Origin of the sequence: Pseudofrankia coriaricola (assembly GCF_032027725.1) — a bacterium.
Classification (GTDB): Bacteria; Actinomycetota; Actinomycetes; order Frankiales; family Frankiaceae; genus Pseudofrankia.
In genome coordinates this window covers 76,640-99,179 of sequence record NZ_JASNFO010000044.1, presented here as the reverse complement: position 1 = coordinate 99,179, position 22,540 = coordinate 76,640, and the positions used below count along the sequence as shown (strand labels likewise).

The 22,540-nt window shown below is 70.2% G+C and carries 25 protein-coding genes and 1 pseudogene; 20 read left to right on the top strand and 6 right to left on the bottom strand.

Annotated features, from left to right (window positions below):
* Positions 1-13 precede the first annotated feature (13 nt).
* The 5 genes from QOZ89_RS24020 (at position 14) to QOZ89_RS24000 (ending at position 3,001) form a co-directional block, all read left to right on the top strand.
* Positions 14-568, top strand: coding sequence for a TIGR03086 family metal-binding protein (locus QOZ89_RS24020; protein WP_116271439.1), 555 nt, complete (start codon positions 14-16; stop codon positions 566-568).
* Positions 565-936, top strand: coding sequence for an ArsR/SmtB family transcription factor (locus QOZ89_RS24015; RefSeq protein WP_071047341.1), 372 nt, complete (start codon positions 565-567; stop codon positions 934-936). Before QOZ89_RS24020 ends, QOZ89_RS24015 begins: the two co-directional genes overlap by 4 nt.
* On the top strand, positions 933-1,400 hold the full coding sequence (locus QOZ89_RS24010; RefSeq protein ID WP_312625373.1) for an SRPBCC family protein: 468 nt from the start codon (positions 933-935) through the stop codon (positions 1,398-1,400). Before QOZ89_RS24015 ends, QOZ89_RS24010 begins: the two co-directional genes overlap by 4 nt.
* Entirely contained in the window at positions 1,397-1,777 is a 381-nt protein-coding gene (locus tag QOZ89_RS24005; RefSeq protein ID WP_312625372.1) for a hypothetical protein, read from the top strand. Before QOZ89_RS24010 ends, QOZ89_RS24005 begins: the two co-directional genes overlap by 4 nt.
* A 330-nt stretch (positions 1,778-2,107) precedes the next feature.
* On the top strand, positions 2,108-3,001 hold the full coding sequence (locus QOZ89_RS24000) for an alpha/beta fold hydrolase (RefSeq protein WP_312625370.1): 894 nt from the start codon (positions 2,108-2,110) through the stop codon (positions 2,999-3,001).
* Positions 3,002-3,245: 244 nt separating this feature from the next.
* Here the strand turns inward: QOZ89_RS24000 and QOZ89_RS47545 are convergent, their stop codons facing one another.
* On the bottom strand, positions 3,246-3,554 hold the full coding sequence (locus QOZ89_RS47545) for an IS1096 element passenger TnpR family protein (RefSeq protein WP_397428832.1): 309 nt from the start codon (positions 3,552-3,554) through the stop codon (positions 3,246-3,248).
* Positions 3,555-3,693: 139 nt separating this feature from the next.
* Here QOZ89_RS47545 and QOZ89_RS23995 point away from each other — a divergent pair, with 139 nt between their 5' ends.
* From QOZ89_RS23995 to QOZ89_RS23985, 3 genes are all read left to right on the top strand, one after another.
* Positions 3,694-4,551 carry a MerR family transcriptional regulator gene (locus tag QOZ89_RS23995; protein ID WP_312625368.1) on the top strand — a complete coding sequence of 286 codons (858 nt, stop codon included), beginning with the start codon at positions 3,694-3,696 and terminating at the stop codon, positions 4,549-4,551.
* Positions 4,548-4,853, top strand: coding sequence for a hypothetical protein (locus tag QOZ89_RS23990; protein ID WP_198543118.1), 306 nt, complete (start codon positions 4,548-4,550; stop codon positions 4,851-4,853). The genes QOZ89_RS23995 and QOZ89_RS23990 overlap by 4 nt, the downstream gene beginning before the upstream one ends.
* A gap of 132 nt (positions 4,854-4,985) precedes the next feature.
* Positions 4,986-5,576, top strand: a complete 591-nt coding sequence (locus tag QOZ89_RS23985) for a cation efflux transmembrane domain-containing protein (RefSeq protein WP_198543119.1) — start codon at positions 4,986-4,988, stop codon at positions 5,574-5,576.
* Positions 5,577-5,803: 227 nt separating this feature from the next.
* Here QOZ89_RS23985 and QOZ89_RS23980 read toward each other — a convergent pair whose 3' ends face one another.
* A complete protein-coding gene (locus QOZ89_RS23980; protein WP_312625363.1) occupies positions 5,804-7,078 on the bottom strand; it encodes an MFS transporter in 1,275 nt (424 codons plus the stop codon).
* Positions 7,075-7,209, bottom strand: coding sequence for an NAD(P)-binding protein (locus tag QOZ89_RS23975; RefSeq protein WP_312625361.1), 135 nt, complete (start codon positions 7,207-7,209; stop codon positions 7,075-7,077). Before QOZ89_RS23975 ends, QOZ89_RS23980 begins: the two co-directional genes overlap by 4 nt.
* Positions 7,210-7,294: 85 nt before the next feature.
* Between QOZ89_RS23975 and QOZ89_RS23970 the strand changes: the two genes are divergently transcribed.
* Positions 7,295-7,771 (top strand): ArsR/SmtB family transcription factor, encoded by a 477-nt coding sequence (locus QOZ89_RS23970; protein ID WP_083418247.1) that lies wholly within the window; start codon positions 7,295-7,297, stop codon positions 7,769-7,771.
* Positions 7,772-7,834: 63 nt separating this feature from the next.
* On the opposite strand, the gene QOZ89_RS23965 is transcribed toward QOZ89_RS23970, so the two are convergent.
* Positions 7,835-8,257, bottom strand: coding sequence for an ArsR/SmtB family transcription factor (locus QOZ89_RS23965; RefSeq protein WP_071047346.1), 423 nt, complete (start codon positions 8,255-8,257; stop codon positions 7,835-7,837).
* A gap of 99 nt (positions 8,258-8,356) precedes the next feature.
* On the opposite strand from QOZ89_RS23965, the gene QOZ89_RS23960 reads away from it, so the two are divergent.
* The 9 genes from QOZ89_RS23960 (at position 8,357) to QOZ89_RS23920 (ending at position 17,052) form a co-directional block, all read left to right on the top strand.
* Complete coding sequence (locus QOZ89_RS23960) at positions 8,357-8,953, top strand: ArsI/CadI family heavy metal resistance metalloenzyme (RefSeq protein ID WP_071047347.1); 597 nt, start codon at positions 8,357-8,359, stop codon at positions 8,951-8,953.
* A 10-nt stretch (positions 8,954-8,963) separates the two neighbouring features.
* Positions 8,964-9,761 (top strand): aquaporin, encoded by a 798-nt coding sequence (locus tag QOZ89_RS23955; RefSeq protein ID WP_312625353.1) that lies wholly within the window; start codon positions 8,964-8,966, stop codon positions 9,759-9,761.
* Complete coding sequence (locus tag QOZ89_RS23950; RefSeq protein ID WP_071047349.1) at positions 9,758-10,450, top strand: arsenate reductase/protein-tyrosine-phosphatase family protein; 693 nt, start codon at positions 9,758-9,760, stop codon at positions 10,448-10,450. Before QOZ89_RS23955 ends, QOZ89_RS23950 begins: the two co-directional genes overlap by 4 nt.
* Positions 10,451-10,518: 68 nt before the next feature.
* Entirely contained in the window at positions 10,519-10,929 is a 411-nt protein-coding gene (locus tag QOZ89_RS23945; RefSeq protein ID WP_071047350.1) for an arsenate reductase ArsC, read from the top strand.
* A 193-nt stretch (positions 10,930-11,122) separates the two neighbouring features.
* Entirely contained in the window at positions 11,123-11,779 is a 657-nt protein-coding gene (locus tag QOZ89_RS23940; protein ID WP_312625347.1) for a class I SAM-dependent methyltransferase, read from the top strand.
* Positions 11,780-12,037: 258 nt separating this feature from the next.
* Positions 12,038-13,729, top strand: coding sequence for an FAD-dependent oxidoreductase (locus tag QOZ89_RS23935; protein WP_312625345.1), 1,692 nt, complete (start codon positions 12,038-12,040; stop codon positions 13,727-13,729).
* A gap of 52 nt (positions 13,730-13,781) precedes the next feature.
* On the top strand, positions 13,782-15,074 hold the full coding sequence (locus tag QOZ89_RS23930) for a cytochrome P450 (RefSeq protein ID WP_071046725.1): 1,293 nt from the start codon (positions 13,782-13,784) through the stop codon (positions 15,072-15,074).
* Positions 15,075-15,129: 55 nt separating this feature from the next.
* Positions 15,130-16,314, top strand: a complete 1,185-nt coding sequence (locus tag QOZ89_RS23925) for a Gfo/Idh/MocA family protein (RefSeq protein WP_312625342.1) — start codon at positions 15,130-15,132, stop codon at positions 16,312-16,314.
* A 351-nt stretch (positions 16,315-16,665) separates the two neighbouring features.
* Entirely contained in the window at positions 16,666-17,052 is a 387-nt protein-coding gene (locus tag QOZ89_RS23920; RefSeq protein ID WP_312625341.1) for a thiamine pyrophosphate-dependent enzyme, read from the top strand.
* A 193-nt stretch (positions 17,053-17,245) separates the two neighbouring features.
* Here QOZ89_RS23920 and QOZ89_RS23915 read toward each other — a convergent pair whose 3' ends face one another.
* Positions 17,246-17,671 (bottom strand): hypothetical protein, encoded by a 426-nt coding sequence (locus QOZ89_RS23915; RefSeq protein WP_071046728.1) that lies wholly within the window; start codon positions 17,669-17,671, stop codon positions 17,246-17,248.
* Between the two features lie 794 nt (positions 17,672-18,465).
* Here QOZ89_RS23915 and QOZ89_RS47540 point away from each other — a divergent pair.
* Together QOZ89_RS47540 and QOZ89_RS23900 are read left to right on the top strand one after the other, a co-directional pair.
* A pseudogene (locus QOZ89_RS47540) lies at positions 18,466-20,255 on the top strand (NAD-dependent malic enzyme).
* 14 nt (positions 20,256-20,269) lie between these two features.
* Positions 20,270-21,118 carry a lyase family protein gene (locus tag QOZ89_RS23900; protein WP_312625339.1) on the top strand — a complete coding sequence of 283 codons (849 nt, stop codon included), beginning with the start codon at positions 20,270-20,272 and terminating at the stop codon, positions 21,116-21,118.
* A 1,075-nt stretch (positions 21,119-22,193) separates the two neighbouring features.
* On the opposite strand, the gene QOZ89_RS48335 is transcribed toward QOZ89_RS23900, so the two are convergent.
* The gene (locus QOZ89_RS48335) at positions 22,194-22,508 is read right to left on the bottom strand and encodes a multicopper oxidase domain-containing protein (RefSeq protein ID WP_491723670.1); all 315 of its coding nucleotides are present in this window, start codon (positions 22,506-22,508) and stop codon (positions 22,194-22,196) included.
* Between the last annotated feature and the right edge of the window lie 32 nt (positions 22,509-22,540).

Here is a 22,540-nt window from a genome sequence, read left to right as displayed (position 1 = left end):
GAAAGAGGCGAGTGTGGCAGTGACTTCCGCTGTGGACCTGTACCGGCAGGCGAGTGCCCACGCATCCACGATCATGGCAGGAGTGTGCGCGGAACATCTGATCGGGCCGACGCCGTGCGCGAAGTGGACGGTGCAGGATCTGGTCGACCACCTCGTCGGCGGCACAGGCTACCTTCTGAGCGCGGCCACCGGCAATCAGCCCGTCCCGCCTGCCGGTCCCGCCACGACAGGCCAGTTCGCGGTCGGTTTTGCCGCCGTGTTGGACGCTGTGGCGCGGCCAGGCGCGATGGATCGCCGCTGTATGTCACCATTGGGATTCGAGTGGACCGTTGCGGAGGCGCTCGCGGGCACGTTCATGGACGTTCTGATCCACAGCTGGGACCTGGCCAGTGCCACCGGGCAGGGCGCCCGGCTCGACCCCGACCTGGTCCAGGCGTGTTGGGACATGTTCGTCCCGGTGATGCCTGATCGCGGCCGGGAAGCCGGCCTGATCGGCCCGGCGGTCGCGGTGCCCGTCGAGGCCCCGTTGCAGGACCGGCTGCTCGGCGTCATGGGTCGCGAGCCATGACCGAGGCCGGCCGGCTCGAACCGGCAGCGGAGGAGGGCCAGCTCGACGCCGCGCTGCGCGCCCTGGCTCATCCCCGCCGCCGGGCGATGCTTCGGCTTGTGCTCGGTGGCGAACGCACGGCCACCGAACTGGCCGCGGCGGCCGGGGCGTCCGGGCCGGACGCCAGCCGCCATCTGAAAGTCCTGCGCGAGGCCGGCCTGCTCACGATGCGCGCTGAGAGGACAACCCGGCTGTACCGGCTCGATCCCACCCGGCTGTGGGAGGTCCGTGCCCTCCTCGACGGCTTCTGGGACGACCGCCTCGCCACTTTGAAGGTCGTCGCCGAGACCATGGCCAGCGAGGCGACCGAGCGGCGGGGGACCGCATGAGACTCGTCGTCAAGGAGATCGTGATCGACGCGCCGGTCGCCCTCGTCTACGACCTTCTCACCAGCCCACTGATGCTGGTCCGCTGGCTCGCCGACGACGCCGACATCGACCCTCGGCCGGGCGGGGTCGTGCGCTGGCGGCACGCCAACGGCGACGTGTGCAGCGGCCAGGTCGTCGAGCTCATTCCACCCCGGCGGGTGGTGTTCACCTACGGGTGGGAACGCGTGGATGTGCAGGTCCCGCCCGGGTCGACGACGGTCGAGATCGACCTCGTCGCGACCCCGGCCGGGACTCGTCTACGTCTGGTCCACCATGGCCTCGCTGGCCCGATGGCCGACGCGCACGCCGGTGGCTGGGCTCACTACCTGTCCCGGCTGGCCATCGCCGCCAGTGGCGCCGATCCCGGCCCCGACCCGTTCGTCAACCAGCGCGTGCCCACACCGGACGAGCTGGCCAGACGGTGAGCGCCACGCCTCCGCCGGGCGACCCGGCTGACCGGAACGAGTTCGCGCGTCTGACCGAGCACATGCTGGCACGTGCCGGGGTCTCGCGGTCGACGATGATGGGTCTGCCCTGCCTGCGGATCGACGGCGCGTTCTTCGCCTCCTACGACACCAGGACCGACCGCCTCCTCGTCAAGCTGCCAGCCCCGAGGGTCCAACAGCTCGTCGCCGTCGCCGCCGCGGAAGCATTCGCGCCGGCTGGCAGGACCTTTCGGGAATGGGCCGCCATCCCCAGCAGCCGAATCGCCGACTGGAGCCGCCTCTGCGCCGAAGCACTCGACTTCGTCGCCGGACAACGTGGCGCGCCGTCCGCACCGCGATCCCGTAGGCAGCGATGAGGTACGTCTCGGCAATCTTGGCGGCTCTCAGTGGATCAGCGGTTGGTCCGACGCAGGCCAGCCGCGAGCCCCCGAGCCCACCCACCCGGCCCCACGAAGAACATAACGCTCCGTGACGGCGTGGAGTATCGATCCGGACGGCTGGACGCACACGGATCTGCCGAATTGAGGGTGTTCAGTCAGCCAGTCGCCAGTGCCATCGTCGGCCGGCTATCGGTGTGGTTGGAGGTGCGCCGTTGGCAGGGCAACGGGCTAGGCTGCCGGTGGGTGTGCCGGGAAGGCCGGTCGGCGCGTGAATGCCGCGGCACCGCCACGCCTGGAGGCACGTCGATGCCCGATCTTGTGAGACCGACGGCGGTGGCGTCCCTGCCGGCCGGCCAGGTCGAGTACCGGCTGGAGCGACGTGGTGACGCTGTGGTGGTGGTCTTCCACGGTGGGCACGTGCGAGCCAGCCTGGCATTGGGCGAGGACGTGTTCGCCGCGGCTGACTGCACGCTGCTGGCACCCTCACGTCCCGGCTACGGCCGTACTCCGCTGTCGACCGGCAGCTCGATGGAGGGGCATACGGACGTGGTCCGGGCGTTGTGTGCCGATCTGGGCATCACCCGGGTGGCCGCCGTTGTCGGCGTCTCGGGTGGCGGCCCGACCGCCGCCACGATGGCCGCGCGGCATGCTGACCTCGTCGAGCGTCTGATCCTGGTCAGCGCCGTGGGTTGGCTCCCCTATCCGGATCGCCGCACTCGCCTGGGCGCGCACGTCGTGTTCGCCACCGGGACTCAGGCCGTGACATGGGCCGGGATACATGCGCTCACTCGTATGGCGCCCGACGTCTGTCTGCGGCTGATGATGAGCAGCCTCTCGACCCGACCGGTGGGCGAGGTCATTGCCGCGCTGCGCGCCGAGGACCGCGACCTGCTGCTGTCGTTGTTCGCCCAGATGCGTTCCGGCCGCGGGTTCCTCAACGATCTGCGTCCCACACCGGACGCCACCGCCCGGATCGACCAACCCACCCTGGTGATCGCCACCCGCACCGACGGGGGCGTCCCGTTCGCCCACGCTCAGTCGCTTGCCAGCACCATCCGCAACGCCCAACTCGTCGAAAGCCGCGCGCACACCCACCTCGTCTGGCTCGGTCCCGACTGGCCGGCAATCGCCGAACGGATTCGGCTGTTCCTCGACACCGACCCCACCGCCGCCGTCGGACCGGCACGCTCCGGCACCTGACCCGACACCCCACGCGACGCCAGGCTCGCACGGCAGGCCACCCGCGACCAGACTCGCCGCGCCAACGACCTCGCCCGCATCGAGGCGGAACTCGCTCGCATCGCCGACCAGCGCCAACGCGGCCGAGACCGTCAGCTCACCCCCGCAGCCCGCCAGCGGGTCGGCCCATCGCGCCCAGGAGCCGGTCCTGCAACGAGGCGTCGCCGGGCACCGGACGCCGGATGGATGCGAGTCCTGTCCGGCCTCAAGACCCCTCCTCGAAACCGGCCAACCACTCAACGCGACCTGACCCACGAAGCCAGCATCCAAGATCTCCACGGCGGTGGCCCTGATCCCGCCACCGGACGAATCCGACACGAGCGACGGGCCTGGCTGGTAAGCGGTGCAGATGCTCGTTGCTCCAGCCGAACACGACCTGCAGCGCCGCGTGTAGCTCGGCGATGGTCGCGCGATCGATCATAAGGATGCGGCGCCAGATCAGGGAGCTGATCCCCGCAGCCGGTACCCCATCGGCAAGGGCGGGACCGGAGTGTTTGGGATTACGGCCCGCCATCTTCTCGACCGGCTCGTCAACCTTGCGCGCCAGGCCGTCGTGCCGTTTTGCGACATCTGTCCGACAGATCCGTTCTGCTGCGCTTCCACGGGCGCTCGTCTGTAGCGCATCCGACACCGCGGAGGAGCGGCCCATTCGGATGGCCGTAGTCGTGATCTGCGTCGATTCGTTCGACGTCTGCGTTGACCTTCTAGTCGAGTTGAAGGTTTACGTTGCGGTCATGGGTTCCTACCGGATCTCGCAGTTGGCGGATCGTGTCGGCGTGCCGGCGACCACGCTGCGGTTCTATGAGTCGGCTGGGCTGTTGTCCGCCGAGCGCACTCCGTCGGGTTACCGGGTCTACGGCGAGGAGGCGGTGGAGCGGTTGGCGTTCATCTCGTCCGGGAAGCTTCTGGGGCTGTCGTTGGAGGAGATCGGTGACCTGCTGAGTGTGTGGGAGCAGGGGGTGTGCGCGGCGGTCCGGGAACGGATGCTGCCGTTGGTCGCTGCCCGAATCGTGGACGCCGATCAGCGTGCGGCCGAGCTGTCGGCCTTCTCCGCGCGGTTGGCCGCGTTCCACACCGAACTCGGGGAGACAGCCCCTGCGGGTGGGTGCGGTCCGGACTGCGGCTGCCTGACCACGACCGGCTCATCGAAGGCTGGTCCGGTGCCGCTCACGCTGTCGCCGGTCCGACCCGACGTCGCCGACCAGGCATGGCGCGACGCGCCAGTGGCCTGCACCCTCAGCGGCGACGAGCAGATCGACCGAGCGGTCCAGTGGCGCGAGGTGCTCGGGGAGGCGGTCAGTCGGGAGGAGATCGACGCGGGGCTGCGCCTGACGTTCCCATCCGGCCCCGATCTCGCCGCGCGGATCGCCGCACTTGCCGCGGCCGAGCAGGACTGCTGCGCTTTCTTCGCCTTCACGCTTCAGCTCGCTCCTACCGCGCTGGTCCTGACTCTCCGCGCCCCCGAGACCGCCTCCGCCCTGCTCGTCGACCTGTTCGGAGTATCCACATGAGCCCCTCGACTGGCCGCTCCCGTCCGTGGTCGACGATCGGCGCTGGAGTTGCGACCGTCGCCGCCTGCGCGGTGTGCTGCGTTGGCCCGCTGCTCGCCGTGCTCGGCGCCGTCGGTGCCTTGGCGACCGTCGCCGCCGTGTGGGTTCCGGCGCTGGCGGTGGTGGCGGTCGCCGCGCTCGTTGGGGCCGTCGCGGTCCGCCGTCGCCGCCGGGCGGCATGCCGGGCCGTTCCGGGACCGGTAGACCTGGGCGTGCCCGCCCCCCGCGACCACCGGGACCCTGTGCCGACCGCTCCACGGTGAGCCGCGCGACTCGGCCCGCGCTTCGTGCCTCTAGACCACCTCACGGCGGGCAGCGGCCACCGGGCCGCGACGTGGAATTCGGCGCACGCGCTGCCCGACACCGTGCCCGACGGGGTCTGCGATGGTAGATCGGTGACGACGGTCGAGATGTCCGGCAGGCTGCTGCGCCGCGGGATCGCGTTGGAGTATGTGACCCTGGGCTGGAACGTCGTCGGTATGGCTGTGCTGGCGGTGACCGCGATCGCGGCTCGTTCCGTCGCGCTCGCCGGGTTCGGCCTGGACTCCTTGATCGAGATCGGCGCGTCCACCGTCGTGCTCTGGGAGCTGTCGGGCACCGGGCCCGAACGCCAACGCCGGGCCCTGCGCCTCATCGGTACCGCGTTCGCCGCGCTCGCGCTCTACCTCGCCGTCCAGTCGAGCCTGGTCCTCGCCGTCAGCTATCACCCCCGTCACAGCCCCGGCGGGATCGCGTGGACCGCGATCACCGCGGTCGTCATGGTCGTGCTGGCCGTCGGGAAAGCCCGCGTGGGCGCGGCCTTGGGTAACCCCGTGCTCCGTGCCGAAGGCCGGGTCACCCTCATGGACGGGGCTCTGGCAGCCGCCGTCCTCGCCGGCCTCACGCTGAACGCCGTCCTCGGCTGGTGGTGGGCCGACCCCCTCGCCGGCTACGTCCTCGTCCTCTACGCCCTGCACGAGGTCCGCACGACCTTCACCAGGCCCTGACGAACAACCCCCCGGTCAGCACACCCATCTCCGCTGTACCGGCCACGCCCAGCGTGACGGATGACCACGACGACTCCCCAAGGGCGGTGGCAGCAGACGCGCGTGCAACCGATCAGGACGGCAGCGCACCAGGGCGTCACGCTCGCCGCCGCCCGCATGGCTGCGGGCCCCCATTCAGGCATCTCCTGTACCCGGCGCGCACTGCCACGACCTCGCCCGCCCGCCGGCTACTGCCCGGCCAGTTGGCTTGCGACGGTGTCCGCCGCTGTGACCGTGCCGACGACCGCCGCACCGCCGGTAACAGGCGACGTGGGCACGGCGGTGGCGGCGATCGCGAGTGCGGCGCCGAGCCCTCCCGCGGCGCCGAGAGCGACGAACAGCAGTGGATAGCTGCCCATCGCTGCGGCGAGTGCCGCGCCGATGCTGGGCGCGAGTGCGGTCGCGCCGGTTAGCGGGGCGTTGAACACTCCGTTGAGCCGTGCGAAGCGTTCGGCTCCCCACAGGTCGGCGACGATCGTGGCCTCGACGAGGGTGAACATCCCGCGTATCGCTCCGACGAGCATGGCGACCCCCACCAGCGCGAAGGCCGGCCCGGGGAGGACACCGAGGAGGAGGGTGGCGAGCCCGCCGGCGCCGATGACCGCGGCGGTCCGGCCCCGGACGGTGAGTCGGGTGGCCAGGGGGCGGTAGCAGAGTCGGCCGGCGACCTGGCCGACCCCGCCCAGTCCGATCGCCCAGGCGGCGAGGGTTGTGGACAGGCCCCGGCCGGTCAGCAACGGGACGAGGTTGACCACGACGGCGTAGAGCGCGAACGCGCTCAACGTCATCGCCGCGGCGAGCAGCAGGAACATCCGGCTGCCCAGCACCCGGCGATCACCGTCCCGGTGTGGCGCTGGGTTCGGGTCGATGTGGCCGGGGGCAGGGTGCTGGTCGGGTCGCCAGGGCAGGCGCAGGGCCCAGGCGTGCGCGGGGATCGTGATGGCCGCGAGGATCGCGGCCAGGACGAGGTAGACCTCCCGCCAGTTCAGGTGGGTGGCGAGTCCGGCGGTGAGGGGCGCGAAGATCGTGCTCGCGAAGCCCGCCGCCAGTGTCAGCGTGGTCAGCGCGGGCAGCCGTTTGGGTCCGTACCAGCCGGTGAGCGCGGCGAAGGCCGGTGGGTAGAACACCCCGGCCATCGCGACCCCGGCCACCAGCCAGGCGGCGAGGAACCAGCCATACGACGGCGCCTGCGCCACTCCTGCCAGCGCGGCGACGGCGAGGATCGAGCCGGCGGTCATCACCGGCCGCGGCCCCCGCCGGCCGAGAAGGCGTCCGACCGGCACGCCGGCTACCGCGCCGAGGAGGTTCCCAGCCGAGAACGCCGCGGTCACCGTCGTGCGGGACCAGCCGGTGTCGTCGGCGATCCCCTCGGCGAGGACGGGAAACGCGTAGTACAGCACCCCGTAGCTGACGATCTCGGTGATGCACAGCGCGATCAGCGCCCGCCGGGAACCGGCCGTCACCCGGCCACGGCGGCGCCCGGGCCGTCACCGGCCTCGAACACCAATGGCTCCAGACCACGCTCCAACAGATGCGCCCCGGCCGCCAGGCCCTGCGGCCCCGCGCCGATCACCGCCACCGGCAACTCCGCCATGCCCACTCCTCACATTGACACCTGTCGATGCATCGACTCTCTTCGATGCATCGACAGATGTCAATGCGAGGTGCAGACTGGGTGCATGCCCACCGGAACGCTCCCGCTGATCACGCAGGACCTGGCCGCCTGCTGCTCACCGGTCACCGGCGGCGTGCTCGACGTCGACACCGCCGAACGCCTCGCCCGCGTCTTCAAGGCCCTCGGTGACCCCACCCGGGTGCGACTTCTCTCGATGATCGCCGCCGCCGAGGGGGGTGAGGCGTGCATCTGCGACCTCACGGAACCGGTCGCCCTATCCCAGCCGACCGTCTCCCACCACATGAAGATCCTCGCCGAGGCCCAGCTCATCACCCGCGAGCAGCGCGGCAAATGGGCCTACTACCGCATCCTCGACGGCACGCTGCGCGCCGTCGCGGAAGCACTCAGCCCCAGCCCCGCCCCGGCCGCAGGCGCCGGAGGGATCGAACCTAGGCCACTGGTTGGACGGTCCGTGCCGAGTCGCGCCCAAGCGGAGATCCCCGCAGGCGGCCGGCGCGGTGGGCAGCGTCGGAGGGGCTGAGCCGGAACGGCGGCCAGCGCGGGCGCTGTTCGTCGTCGGCTGTTGCGCCCGGCCGGGGTGATGTCAGGCGGCGTCCGCCGTTGCGGGCGCTGGCGTGAGCGTCGCGGCGAGGGCGGCCATGGCGCCGGGGACTGGCCGGTAGTAGGCCCAGACGCCGCGTTTGTCGCGGCTGATCAGTCCAGCTTCGACGAGGACTTTCAGGTGGTGGCTGACGGTCGGCTGGGTCAGGCCGAGGGGTTCGGTGAGCTCGCAGACGCAGGCTTCGCCGCCGTCGCGGGCGTAGATCATCGACAGGAGTCGCAGGCGGGCGGGCACGGCGATCGCCTTGAGTACTGCGGCCAGCTGCTCGGCCTCGTCGGCGGACAGTGGCGTGCGTGCCAGCGGCGTGCAGCAGGCGGAGATCGCTCCGGCCAGGCCCGGGGTGTCGTCGGCGCACTCGCTGGGAGCGGGGATGGGGAGCCCCGCGGATGCGGATGTCGTCGCCATGGGTCCAGCATGCACCAGAGCATTGACAGGCGTCTATCTCGTCGGCCATCCTCGGTCCGTCAGGACATAGACCACGGTCGATGTGAAGGTGGGTGCGGCATGGCGAGGGTGCAGCTGGCGCTGAACGTCTCGGACGTGGACGCGGCGGTGGAGTTCTACGGGAAGCTGTTCGGGGTCGAGCCGGCGAAGCGCCGGCCGGGGTATGCGAACTTCGCGATCGACACTCCGCCGCTGAAGCTGGTGCTGATCGAGAACCCCGAGGCCCGCGGCGCCGGCGTCGCCGGGGCGCTCAACCACCTGGGTGTCGAGGTCGAGACGACTGACGAGGTGTCCGCGGCCACCGCCCGGCTGGCCGGGGCGGGCTTGGCGACCGCGGTGGAGGAGAACACGGCCTGTTGCTACGCGCTGCAGGACAAGGTGTGGGTGGACGACCCGGATGGGGCGCCGTGGGAGGTCTACACGGTGCTCGCCGACGTCGCGGAGATGGCCCGTCCGGGTCCGACGCCGTCGGTCGCCGAGCGCGCCGACGGTCCGGGGTCGGCGTGTGACTGCGGTCCGGTCTGCGCCCCGGCGGCGACGGGCGAGGACGCGGTCGCGGCGGTGACGGCGGAGTCGGAAACGGCCTCGGCTGCGGCGGCGGCCGGCACGCGCACGCTGCTCGCGGTGGAGCCGGCCTCGGCCGGCTCCTGCTGCTGAGCACCCGTCCGTGACGGACACAACGGTCGACCAGCCGCCGTTGGCGCGGCGGCTGGTCGCCGAGGCGCTGGGCAGCCTGCTGCTCGCGGCGCTGGTCATCGGCTCCGGGATCGCCGCGCAGCAGCTCAGCCCCGACGAGGTCGGCCTGCAGTTGGTCGAGAACGCCGCGGCGACCGCGGCCGGCCTGTACGCGATCATCCTGATGGTCGGCCCGGTGTCCGGAGCCCACTTCAACCCGGTCGTGACCATCGTGGACGCGGCGTTCGGTGGGCTGTCGTGGCGGGACGCCGCCGCCTACCTGCCCGCCCAGGTCGCCGGCTGCGTCGGCGGCGCAGTGCTGGCGAACCTGATGTTCGACGGCTCGGCGGTGTCGATCTCGACGCACCACCGGGCGTCCGGTGCGCATCTGCTCGCCGAGGTCGTCGCGACCGCCGGCCTGATCCTACTGATCTTCTCCCTGGTCCGTTCCGGCCGCGGTGAACGCGCCCCGGCCGCTGTCGGCGCCTACATCGGCGCCGCGTACTGGTTCACCAGCTCGACCAGTTTCGCGAACCCGGCGATCAGCGTCGGGCGGATGTTCTCCGACACGTTCGCCGGCATAGTCCCGGCCTCCGTCCCCGCGTTCATCGCTGCTCAGTTGGTGGGTGGCGCGGTCGGCTTCGGCCTGGTCCGCCTGCTCTACCCGGCCACACCCACCGCGCAGGGACAGGCCGCAGACGTGCTGCTGCCCCACCCCGCCACCACGACCACAGACGCGGCGCCGGTTAACGGCGCCACCCCCACACACCCCTCGCGAGGTGCCTCATGACCAGTTCCGACAGCTCCACCGGCCTGGATGGCTTATCCGGCCTCGACCCGGCCACCGACCGCGCCCTACGCGCGACCGCGCTGCGACTGACCCACGACTACACCACGACGTTCGAGGCGGACGAGGTCGCCGACGTACTCGCCGACTCCTACCGGCTGCTCGCCCGCACCGCCCGGGTCACGGCGTTCCTGCCGACGCTGGCCGAGCGGCTGACCCGCGAACGGCTGGAGGCCCTGGCCGCGACCCGGGGGCTGATCGCCAAGCGGGTGCCCGAGGTGCTGTTCGTCTGCGTACACAACGCCGGCCGCTCCCAGATGGCCGCCGCACTGACCCGCCACTACGCCGGCACCGCGCTGCACATCCGCACCGGCGGCTCCGACCCTGGCACCCAGATCCACCCCGAGGTCGTCGCCGCGATGAAGGACGTCGGGCTGTCGCTGGACGAGGAGTTCCCCAAGCCACTGACCGACGACATCCTCGCCGCCGCCGACGTCGTCATCACCATGGGCTGCGGCGACACCTGCCCCTACATGCCCGGCAAGCGCTACGAGGACTGGGCGATCAACGACCCCGCCGACGCCGACGCCGACCAGGTCGCCGCGATCCGCGACGACATCGACCACCGCGTCCGCGACCTGCTCGCCAGCCTGCTGCCCGACCTCACCCTGCCCGCGCCCCGGACCGACTGACGCCGACCACCGCCGGCCCCGCCGGGTGGCCGGGTCGGCGGCTCTTCCTCCTCTGAAAGGACCTGTCTGTGTCCGACAAGCCGTCGGTACTGTTCGTCTGCGTGCACAACGCCGGCCGCTCCCAGATGGCCGCCGGGTTCCTCACCCACCTGGCGGCTGACCGGGTCGAGGTCCGCTCCGCTGGCTCCATGCCGGCCGAGAAGGTCAACCCGATCGCGGTCGCCGCGATGGCCGAGGTCGGCATCGACATCGCCACCGAGACCCCGAAGATCCTCACTGTCGACGCGGTCGAATCCTCGACCATGGTCATCACCATGGGCTGCGGCGACGCCTGCCCCGTCTTCCCCGGCATCCGCTACGAGGATTGGAAACTCGACGACCCTGCCGGTCAGGGCATCGACGCCGTCCGTCCGATCCGCGACGCCATCCGCACCCGCGTCGAGAAGCTGCTCGGCGAGCTCCTGCCTGCCGCCGCCTGACCCATCGGTTCGACGCCGATCTCCCAACACCCCCGCAGCTAGCCGAGGCGGCCCGATCGGGACCTGGCTCGCGGGCCGTAGGTGGTCCCCATCCTCACATCTCGCCCTGGAAGGGGCTGTTTGTTGTGCACATCGTCGCGATCGGTGGCCGTGAGACTGGCGGAGGGGTATTGCCGGCCGCTTGGGAGTGCGGATGACGCAGCGCGCGCACTGGGACGACGTCTATGGCCGGATGGTGGTGACCGAGGTCAGCTGGTTTCAGCAGGAGCCGGCCAGTTCTCTGGCCCTGGTCGAGGCGGCGGGAACTGGTCCGCGTGATGCGATCGTCGATGTCGGGGCCGGTGCGTCTGTGCTCGTCGACCGGTTGCTGGATGCCGGCCATACGGACGTGACCGTGCTCGATGTCGCCGCCGACGCGCTTGCTGAGACCCGGTCCCGCTTCGGGCCCCGGGCTGCCGACGTGCACTGGCTCACCGTCGACCTGCTGGCCTGGCAGCCGCGGCGGCGCTACCGGCTCTGGCACGACCGAGCCGTGTTCCATTTCCTCACCGACCCCGCCGACCGCGACCGTTACCGCGCGGTCCTGCGCCAGGCGCTCGCGCCCGGCGGCCACGCCGTCATCGGGACGTTCGCCGCCGACGGTCCGACAGCCTGCTCCGGGCTACCCACCGCCCGCTACAGCACCGACGAGCTCGCCGCCCAATTCCCGGACCTGCACGTCGTACATACCAGCCGGGAAGAACACCGCACCCCCAACGGTCGGGTACAGCCGTTCACCTGGCTCCTACTGAGCGACCGCACCGACAGCGCCGGCACCACGGATCACGCGGTCGCCATGACCAAAACCTGACTCGCCCGTCGGCCCGACTCGACCCTCATCGGGGCGTGTCCCTGCCATCGCTACACCGGGTTACCGTTTGCCTCAAAGCTAGCTGAGACTCGAACGGACGCTCCCGCGAAACTGCCCACCTCGTACACATTTAGCAAAAGGCCAAATATCCAAAGTGCCCTTGTGTGCGGCGATCCCTCGTGCGCCTCTGCAGCGTGCGCGGTTGTCGGTAGGACTGCCGGGAAGGACACCGACGGTGCCCAACCGGGAGGTGCGGCTATGCGGGTTGTCGTGAACCTCACGCGTTGCCAGGCGTACGCGCAGTGCGCCTTCCTTGCCCCTGAGGTGTTCCGGATGCGCGGCACCGAGGCGTTGATGTACGACCCCGAGCCCGACGACGCGCAGCGGGAGCGGGTGCTGCGGGCGGCGGCGGCCTGCCCGGTGCAGGCCATCCTGGTCGACCGCGTCGACGACCGGGAGGCCGCCGTGGAGTCCGCGACGGCCGTGGGGACGGCGTCCGCGAGGGCGGCCGCACCGCCGCGAACGGTCCGGTGGCCGCGAACGGGCGGGCAACCCTCGCGGGACGGGCACGACGCGGTGATAGAGGCGGCGCGGCGCACCGGCCGTATCGTGATCGTCGGCGCGTCGCTGGCCGGCCTGGCCGCCGCGGCGACCCTGCGCCGTGAGGGCTTCACCGGATCCCTGACGATGATCGGGGACGAGCCGTACCGGCCCTATGACCGGCCACCGCTGTCCAAGCAGGTCCTCGACGGGTGGGTACGCGCTGACCACACCGGACTGCCCCGGGCCGACGAACTCGAGGCGCGGTGGCTGCTCGGCGTGCCCGCTACCGGGCTGGACCCGGCTGGCAAGCAGGTACACCTCGGTGACGGCGGCATCATCGACTACGACCGGCTGTTGATCGCCACCGGTACCCGGGCCCGGCCGTGGTTCAACGCGGACGAGGCAGCTCTCGACGGCGTGTTCGTGTTGCGGACCCGCGATGACGCTGCCGGCCTGCAACACCGGTTGGCCGACCGGCCCGGCCGGGTGCTGGTCATCGGCGGCGGTTTCACCGGCTCGGAGGTCGCCTCGGCCTGTCGGGACCGGGATCTGGCGGTCACGCTTGTCGAGCGCGGACCCACACCCCTGGTCGGCGCGCTGGGCGGGGTGATCGGCGCGGTGGCCGCCGAGCTGCAATGTGAACATGGCGTCGACCTGCGCTGCGGGGCCACCGTCACGCGTCTGGAGGGTGACACCGCCGGGCGGCTGCGTCGCGCGCACCTGTCCGACGGCAGCACCGTGGACGCGGAGGTGGCCGTGGTGGCGTTGGGCGCGGTCCGCAACACCGAATGGCTGCACGGCTGCGGCCTGGCCGCCGGCGACTGGGGGGTGGGCTGCGACGCCGGCTGCCGAGTCTTCGACGTGGCCGGCGTGGTCACCGACGACGTGTTCGTGGCAGGTGACGTGGCGCGGTTTCCGCACCCGCTGTACGACTACCAGTTCCTGGCCCTGGAACACTGGGGCAACGCCGTCGCCCAGGCCCACATCGCTGCCCACAACATGATCAGCGCCTCGGCGGAGCGGTGGCCGCACCTGGCCATCCCGGTGTTCTGGTCGGCGCAGTTCGACACCAACATCAAATCCGTCGGTGTGCCGACCCTCGCCGACCAGGTCCTCATCGCCCAAGGCTCGATCGCGCAGCGCCGGTTCGTGGCCGTCTACGGCTACCACGGCCGCCTGACCGCCGTGGTCGGGTTCAACCAGGCCAAGTGGCTGGAGTCGTACCAGGGGCTGATCGAGGCCGCCGCGCCATTCCCGCCTGATCTTCACGGGGTTGACGAGCCGGCCGACGGGCAGCCGGTCGCGGCGCAGATTCCCGACCATCGCACCCGTCACCGCCACGCCACCGTCGCGGTGACGGGCCACGACCCCAGCGAGCGCCGCGCCGAGCTGATCTACCACCACTGACGTGCCGGCGAGCCGCACCGCGGGCGCCGGAACACCTGGGAGAGGCACCGCCATGGCACAGGGCAGCGTCTACGAGCAGATCCTCGACCCCGCCAACCGGGCCAACCCCTACCCGCTGTACGCGCTGCTGCGCGAAACCCCAGTGGCGCGCCAGCCCGACGGCACCTACGTGGTCAGCACCTACCGCGAGATCGTCGCGCTGCTGCACGACCGCAGGGTCAGCTCAGACCCCCGCTGCCACCCCGAACTGGGCGGAGCCCCGCCCGCACCGGAGGACGGCTCGCCCGGACTGCCCCTGCCCTTCATCCTCCGCGACCCGCCCGAGCACGACCGGCTGCGGGAGCTGGCCACCCGGCCGTTCGGGCCGCCCTGCACCCCCGGCCGCGTCGAGGGGACGCGACCCTGGCTGACCGAGATCACCAACGCCCTGATCGACAACTTTGCCGGCAGACAGCGCGTCGACCTCGTCGACGACTTCGCCTACCCGCTACCGGTGACCGCGATCTGCCGGCTGCTCGGCGTCCCCCGCGAGGACGAGCCGCGCTTCCATCACTGGGCCAGCGCGATCACCGAGACTGCCGACCCGACCACGGGGACGTTCGCCGAGCGCCAGCGCAGACGAGCGCAGGTCAACGCCGAACTCGGCGCGTACCTCGCCGGGCTGGTCGATGCCCACATCCGCCAGCCCGGCGACGACCTGATCTCCGGGCTGCTCACCGACACCGGCCAGCAGGGGCCGATGTCGCGCGCCGACCTTCTGAGCACCGCCGCACTGCTGCTGGTCGCCGGCCACGAGACCACCGTCAACCTCATCACCAACGGCATGCTCACCCTGCTGCGCCACGCCGACGTGCTCGACCGGCTGCCCCGTGAACCCGACCTGATCATCCCGCTGGTCGAGGAGCTGCTGCGTTACGAACCACCGGTACAGATCCTGACCAGCCGCAGCACCCTCGCGGACATCGACATCGCCGGCGCCACCATCCCGGAAGGCTCACCGGTGGTGCTGGCGCTCGCCGCCGGCAACCGGGACCCCGCCCGCTTCCCCGACCCCGACCGTTTCGACCCCGACCGCGCAGACAACGTCCACCTCGGCTACGGCAGCGGCATCCACTACTGCTACGGCGCCCCCCTCGCCCGGGTCGAGACACAGGTGGCCCTGTCCGCGCTGGCCCGCCGGCTGCACAACCCCCGGCTGGTGGCCGACCCGCCGCCGTACCGGCCCAGCCCAACCCTGCGCGGCCCCCGCCACCTCGTCGTCGAGGTCGACGCCGTCGCCCCGGCAGCCGAGGCAGGCGTGCGGATACAGCCACCCGAACGCGTGCTGCGACCGGCACACGGATAGCGCGCCGGCACTTGACGGGAGAAAGCAGGCGGCCGCGAACCTGTGAGGCGTACACATGACATCCACTTCCCCTCATCAGAAGCCGATTCGCGTCGGTGTCGTAGGTCTGAGCGCGCGCGGCGGATGGGCGGCGACCGCCCATGTGCCGGCACTGACCGGGCTCGACGGCTACGAGCTGCGGGCCCTCAGCGCCAGCAGCACCGAGTCAGCGCGTGCGGCCGGCGAGAGGTACGCCGTGCCGCTGACCTTCAGCAGCGCGCAGGAGCTGGCCCGCAGTGCGGAAGTCGATCTCGTGGTCGTAACGGTGAAAGTCCCGCGGCACCTGGAGCTCATCCGACCTGCGCTCGAGGCGGGGAAGACGGTGTTCAGCGAGTGGCCGCTCGGTGCAAACCTCGCGCAGGCCGAGGAAATGGCCGACCTCGCGCAGCGCAGGGGGATATTGACGGCCGTCGGCCTGCAGGCCCGGTCGGCCCCGCCGCTTCGGTATCTGCGGGACCTGGTCGCCGGAGGCTACGCGGGGCGGGTTCTGTCGACCAGCATGCTCGGGTCTGGCGGAGCCTGGGGCGCCACGTACGACGACCACGGGGCGTACCTGCTGGACGTCACGAACGGCGCCACACTGCTATCGATCCCCTTCGGGCACTCGGTCGACGCGCTGACCATGGTGCTCGGCGAGCTCCGCGACGTATCGGCTCACATCGAGAACCTGCTTCCCGAGGTCACCCACGCGACGAGCGGGGCGGTCGCGCACAAGAGTGCCGAGGACCAGGTCGCCGTCACCGGCCTGCTCGAATCGGGGGCCGTGGCCGTCATGCACTTCCGCGCCGGCACGTCCCGCGCCACCAGATTCCACTGGGAGATCAACGGCACGGAGGGTGATCTCGTCGTCAAGGCCGACCACAGTCTGTTCGGGGGTCGGCTGCGGCTGTACGGCGCTCGAGGAAACAGCGGCGGCTTGACCGAACTTCCAGTTCCCGCCCCCTATCAGCGGTCACTGACGCAATGGACCGGACGATCCGCCGAGCCCGCCTACAACCTCGCCCACCAGTACGCGCTGCTACGCGACCAGATCACCGGGAACCTCGCGCCGGACACGGACGGCGTTCCCGACTTCCGGCACGCCGTCCGCCGGCACCGCATGCTGGAGCAGATCCGAGAGGCGGCAGGCACCGGCCGCCAGGTCACGCTCGCAGAGCACGCATCGAAAGAGCTGAGGGTCGAGGCGATCGACGGCAACTAGCTAGTTCGGCGCGAGATTGAGGAGACCTCCGTCATGACACCCGTCGTCGTCGCGTCCTTGCTAGCTGCCGGTGCCAAGACCCCCATCTGGCTGCTGCTCGACCGCAACCGGGTCGCGTCAATCAAGGGTCGGCGAGATTGAGATCGTCAACACGACCCCGGAGCAGGTGGAGCGGCTGCTGGCCGAGCGCGCGCCCCAGGCACCCGGTGAGCACGGCCCGCCCGGCGCACGCCGTCCTCGTCTACGAGTCGACCTCGACGATGGCACTGCAGAACGAGTGGCTGCCGACGGTCGAGCCCGGCTCGTTCTTCGCGACGGCCAGCGACGGCCAGCGACGGCATCGGGTGGGCGGTGCCGGCGGCAGTCGGCGTGGCGCTTGGCGATCGTGCGCGCGGCGAGCGCCGGCCAGTGATCGGCGTAATCGGTGACGGCTCTTTCCAGTACTCCGTGCAGGCCGTCTGGACCGCCGCGCAGCACGCATTGCCCATCGCGTACGTCGTCCTGCGCAACCGGGAATACTCGGTGCTGAAGTCCTTCGCCGAACTGGAGAACACGCCAGGCGTACCAGGGCTCGACCTGCCGGGGCTGGACATCGTGTCGCTGGCGCGGGGCTTCGGCTGCCGGGGTATCGACATCGAGACCGTGGACGAGCTGGAGAAGGAGCTCACCGCCGCGCTGGCGACCGACACCCCCACCGTGATCGTGGTCGAGACCCGGCCGCAGCACGCCGACCTCTGAGAGCCTCGACCCGGTCGCCGGCACGCCCCGCCGGGCCGTCGACGCGATGACCCTGCGGTCGGGGTCGTGCTCGGCGGCTTCGGGTCGCCCTGCTGCCGCGATGCCACGGACATCGCCGTAAACGACGCGACGAGCCGTCTGTCCGCCTACCCAGGCATCTGTCCCGTTTGGTTCAGGTTTGGAACAGTTGCGGCTACCCGGCCCGAGCGGCTTCGGCGTCGGCCCGGGCCAGGGTCGCGTCCAGGACGGCAAACTCGGCTTCCTCCACGGCCGCCATGGCGAAGTCGATCGCGTAGACAGCGTCGTCCTCGGAGAATTCCGCTCGCCGCTCGGCGCGGTTGGCGCCGCGCTCGGCCTGCTTCTCCTGGGCCTCAGCGCGCAGGGCGCTCACGTGGTCCTTCCAACGGCCCTGGATCTCGCTCCACCGGTCGGACGCCTCCCTGCCAGCGGCGGCGGCCTTTTCGCGAAGCACGCCCGCGTGCCGCTCGGCATTCGCGCGAGCCTGTTCGACTCTGGTTGCCAGCTCCTCGCGGGCCTGCTTCTCAGCCGCGTCCGCGGCATCCTCGGCTCCCTTGGCACGCGTGGCAAGCTCGGCCAGCTGCTCGGACAATCGAGCCATAACACTCCCTCTTTCCTCCGACCCTTCCAACCTAATTCGGACAGCAATTATCGTAACGCCAGGCTCGAGGTGGCGCGCGTCGACCGCGCCCCGGGAGACCGGCAAGACCTTGTCCTCATATACAGCGATTTTCTGGCGGCCTTTTCCTTGGCCGGCCGACAGTCCGCGCGGCGGTCACCGTGTCGGCCCGGCAGGGCACATCAGGGCCGAATCTAGGACAATGAGGTTCAAGAGGACGAGCTTCGCCCGTACGGCGGACCGGACGGGCGATGACAAACGGCCCAGGAAGAATGCGACACGCTGAAACGGTTGCCATGGTGGACGAGTTCCCCACCTCGCGCCGGCGATCTCGGGTGAGCTGAACAGAACGCTCCTGCCGACCGATCAGCGGTGGCAGCGAAGCAGGACCACCCACGACCAGGGACCGATTCAAGATCGGCCGGGTAGCCCGGGGGCGAGATCCAGGGCTCCGACGTGATCGCTTCTGACCGGTTTTCTCATTCTCCGAATGCGCCGTGACCAGGGTCGCGTCCGGGTCCACGACCAGCGGGGTCTCGACGCTCGCCACCCGACTGGGAGCGTGCACCCCGGCAAGCTCCCAGACCCGTTCCCGCGCGGGCGCGCCCTGACTGGCGGCGACAGGACAGCCGTCGCGGTCAGACGGGGCAGCGGATGAGCAGGCGCGCTACCGGACAGGACGTCCACGGTCGGGTTGCTGTGCCCGTCGGGGGTCTTCGGTTCGAGCGGAGGTGTACGTAGGGCGGATCGAGGTATGACGAAGGCCGCGGCGGAACATGGCGGGATGGATTGCGGCTCTTACCCGCCAGGTCGCCACCGGTAAACGGAGCACGCTGGCCTCAGGGGGAAGTCTCGTGACGATGACGGCAGCCTTGTCGAGGCGGCGGTTTTGGGTCGATCGTGACGCTTTTGGCACGAAAGCGCGGGGCGCCGACGTGCTGAACATGCCACTACTGAACAAGGGGACGGCGTTCAGTCGGGAGGAGCGGCGGGCGCTCGGGTTGGAAGGGCTGTTGCCGCCGATGGTGCTTACCCTGGATGATCAGGTCGTGCGGGTGTATGAGCAGTACCATCAGCAGCCCACGGATCTGCTCAAGAACGTCTTCCTGGCGATGTTGCAGGACAACGACGAGGTGCTGTTCTACCGGCTGCTCGGTGACCATCTACGGGAGATGCTCCCCATCGTGTACGACCCGACGGTGGGCGAGGCAATCAAGCGTTACAGCCATGAGTATCGGCGTCCGCGCGGGGTCTATCTTTCGATCGACGAGCCGGACCGGCTGCGGGCGGCACTCGCCGATCTGGACCTCGGCGCGGACGGCGTGGACCTGCTCGTCGCGTCCGACGCCGAGGAGATACTTGGCATCGGCGACTGGGGTGTCGGTGGCATCGACATCGCCGTGGGCAAGCTCGCCGTCTACACGGCCGCCGCCGGCCTCGACCCGGGCCGGGTGATTCCGGTCGGGCTGGACGTAGGCACCGACAACGAAAACCTGCTGACCGACCCGTCCTACGTGGGCAACCGGCACCGCCGGGTCCGCGGGCAACGCTATGACGAGTTCATCGACGCGTATGTCAGCGCGGCACGCGAACTGTTCCCGAACGCGGTGTTGCACTGGGAGGACTTCGGCCCGAGCAACGGCCGGCGAATTCTGCAGAAGTATCGGGATCGGTTGTGCACCTTCAACGATGATATGCAGGGCACCGGGGCGATCACGCTGGGAGCGGTGCTCAGCGGGCTGCGCGTCGCCGGCACCCGGCTGCGGGACCAGCGGATCGTCATCTTCGGGGCTGGCACAGCCGGAGTGGGCATCGCCGACCAACTGCGCGACGCGATGGTCCGGGATGGTCTGGACCGGGACACCGCAACCCAGCGGATCTGGTGTGTCGACAAGCCAGGGCTACTCACCGCCGACATGACCGATCTGCGGACTACCAGGTCCCCTACGCCCGGCCGACTGGCGAGGTCGCCGGCTGGCAGCGCGACGGCCGCATCGGCCTCGCCGAGACCGTAGCCAACGTCAAGCCCACGATCCTGGTCGGCACGTCCACCGTGCCTCGCGCGTTCTCGGAGGAGATCGTCCGGGAGATGGCCAGGCACGTTGACCGGCCGATCATCTTCCCGCTGTCCAACCCCACGGAGCGCATAGAGGCGATGCCCGCCCAGCTGATCCCCTGGACAGACGGTCGGGGGTTGATCTGCACCGGGATACCCGTTCCCCCGGTGACCTACAACGGTGTCACGTACAGCATCGGCCAGGCCAACAACGCACTGCTCTATCCCGGGCTCGGCCTCGGCGCCGTGGTCAGCCGTGCGACGCGGATCAGCGACGGCATGCTGGCCGCCGCCGCGGATGCCGTGGCCGGCCTGGTGGACGTGCGGACGCCCGGGGCATCCCTGCTGCCACAGGTGGAGAACCTACGCGCCGTGTCGGCTGCCGCCGCCGTCGCCGTCGCTGACCGCGCCGCCGTCGAGGGCCTGGCCCGCGCCACCCTGACCGACACGGCACGCCAGGTACAGGAGGCGATGTGGCGGCCAGAGTACCGGCAGGTCAAGGCGGCGTGACGCGATGACTGGCAATGGCGGCGGATATGCCCAGACGGCCCGCGACCCCGGCGCGCCCGCTACCCACGCGGTGCCCATCGGGATCGACGCCACCGGTACCCGCACCGAGACCGACTCGCTGGGCGCGGTCGAGGTCCCGGCCGACCACTACTGGGGCGCGCAGCTCCTCGATCATGCCCGGGAAGGTCAATCCCACCCAGGCCGAAGCCATGCTCATGGTCTGCATCCAGGTCGTCGGATCGGACACTGCCGTCGCCATGGCCGGCAGCGAAGGCAACTTCGAGCTGAATGCCTTCCGGCCGATCGTGATCACCAACCTGCTGCATTCCGTGCGGATCCTCGCCGACGCCGCCGACCACTTCCGCGAGTTCCTGGTCGAAGGCACCCGCGTGCACGAAGACCAGCTCCGGGGCAACGTCGAACGCTCGGTGATGATGGTCACCGCACTGTCCCCGGTGATCGGCTACGACCGCGCCTCGGACGTCGCGCATCTGGCCATCGATCAGGACCTGACCCTCAAACAGGCCGCGCTGCAACGTGGCATCAGCGCCGAGCTGTTCGACCGAGTGGTCCGGCCCAAGCAGCTCACCCGACCCGGAACCGCCGACCGTGGAAGATCTGGTCGAGGAGGTCAAGCACGTCTTGCTCATGGCCCTGGCTGGTCAGGACCCCGCTGCCGGCATGACGAGGATGGCATATCCAGCGCCCGGGAGAAGGTCGGCCCCGCCCACCGTGAGGATGAGACCGGGTCATTGCTGGGCGCCGCGCTCGGGTACCGGGGATGGCAGCGTAGACGGCGAACATGCCGAGTATCACAGGGATCAGCGCGTAGGTCTGCAGGCTCCAGGCGAGCCGATGGCTGAAGGTGTTGGCGGGCCCGTGATCACGAATCCCAGATAGGTCCGAATGCCGGGCCGGCCGGCTGCGCTAAACTGCCGACTACGCGGGCGGTGTTTTCCTGCGGTTGCTGACCTCTCCAGTTCCGGAGGCGAACACCACCCTGCGCATTGTTTCCAAGAGCCGACCCTTTGCCGGCGTGGCGCACCGCGACCTCGCCGTCACCTGGTATCGGGGGACGGCGAGGCGGGTGGCGGCCGGCACGGGCGCCGCCGCGTCTACCTGCTGATCGATGTGCCCGCGTGGCGAGCGGAGGAGTTTCGCCTGGCGGGACTACCGGGATCTGATCGTGGCGGCCCACCACCAGCTCGACACCCCGCTGGTGTGGGTGTGGGACGCGTGCGCCCTGAGCCAAGTCGGTCAGAAGGGGCACATCTCTTCCGGAAGGCGAGCAAAGAAGCTCACGTCCCGCCCAAGCTCATCCTGATGGGCATATCTCTGGTATTCACCCGGGGTTCCCACTGCCAAATTGAACTGCTCCACGCAACTGGCGCGATCCGGGTCCGGAGGCTGCGCGGATGCCTCGGTAGCCTGTCCGAAAATGACAGCACCGACGGCGAGTGGAACCGCCGCAAGGGTCATAGTAATACGTCGCATCTTAATACCATCTCCGATCTGCCTTCGCAGGTCTTCTCGAGTTCATAGCGTCGCCATCGGCTCACGAGCCCAGCTCCAGCGCCGAGCCCAGCCCTCCTCGCGATCACCAGGTAACGCAAGCGGCCTGATCAACGGCCAAGGTTGCGGTCCCCGCTGGTAGCCAGGTTGAAGTCCCCGCCCCCCGGGTTGATCAGCCTCGGTTGGTAGTTGTAGTGCTCCTCTCGTTCGGGCTTCGCGTATGCGGTAGGAGTTGCCTTCGGTGACGAGGACGTTGGCGTCGCCCGACCAGGTCGGGCGCCTTACCTTTACGACGGCGAAAGCGAGCGCCAGATCCCGGTGGCCAGCTCCAGGGAGGTGGCCGCAAAGAGGGCAGGTTCGACCTCTGGAAAGGGTCGCGTCGAGCAAGCAGTACCTCGACCATGTGCTTGCCGGCCGGAAGGTTCTCTACCGGGTGTGGAAGGTGGCCATCATGGCCATGTCCTCGTGTTCGAGGTTGTGGCAGTGCAGTAGGTAGCGGCCGGGGTAGTCGGTGAAGCGCACGAGCACCTCGACGGTCTCGCTGGGGGTGATGTCGACGGTGTCCTTCCAGCCGAGGTCGTGCGGGCCGGGTGTGGCGCCGCGCCGCGACAGCACCTGGAACGGGTTGAGGTGTGCATGTACGGGGTGGTGCAGGTCGCTGGTGAACCGCCAGATCTCGACGTTGCCGAGGGCGACGTCGGCGTCGATGCGTGCGGGGTCGAAGGGCTGGTCGTTGATCAGCCAGCCGGGGTGGTCGCCGGTGGGTGCTCGGC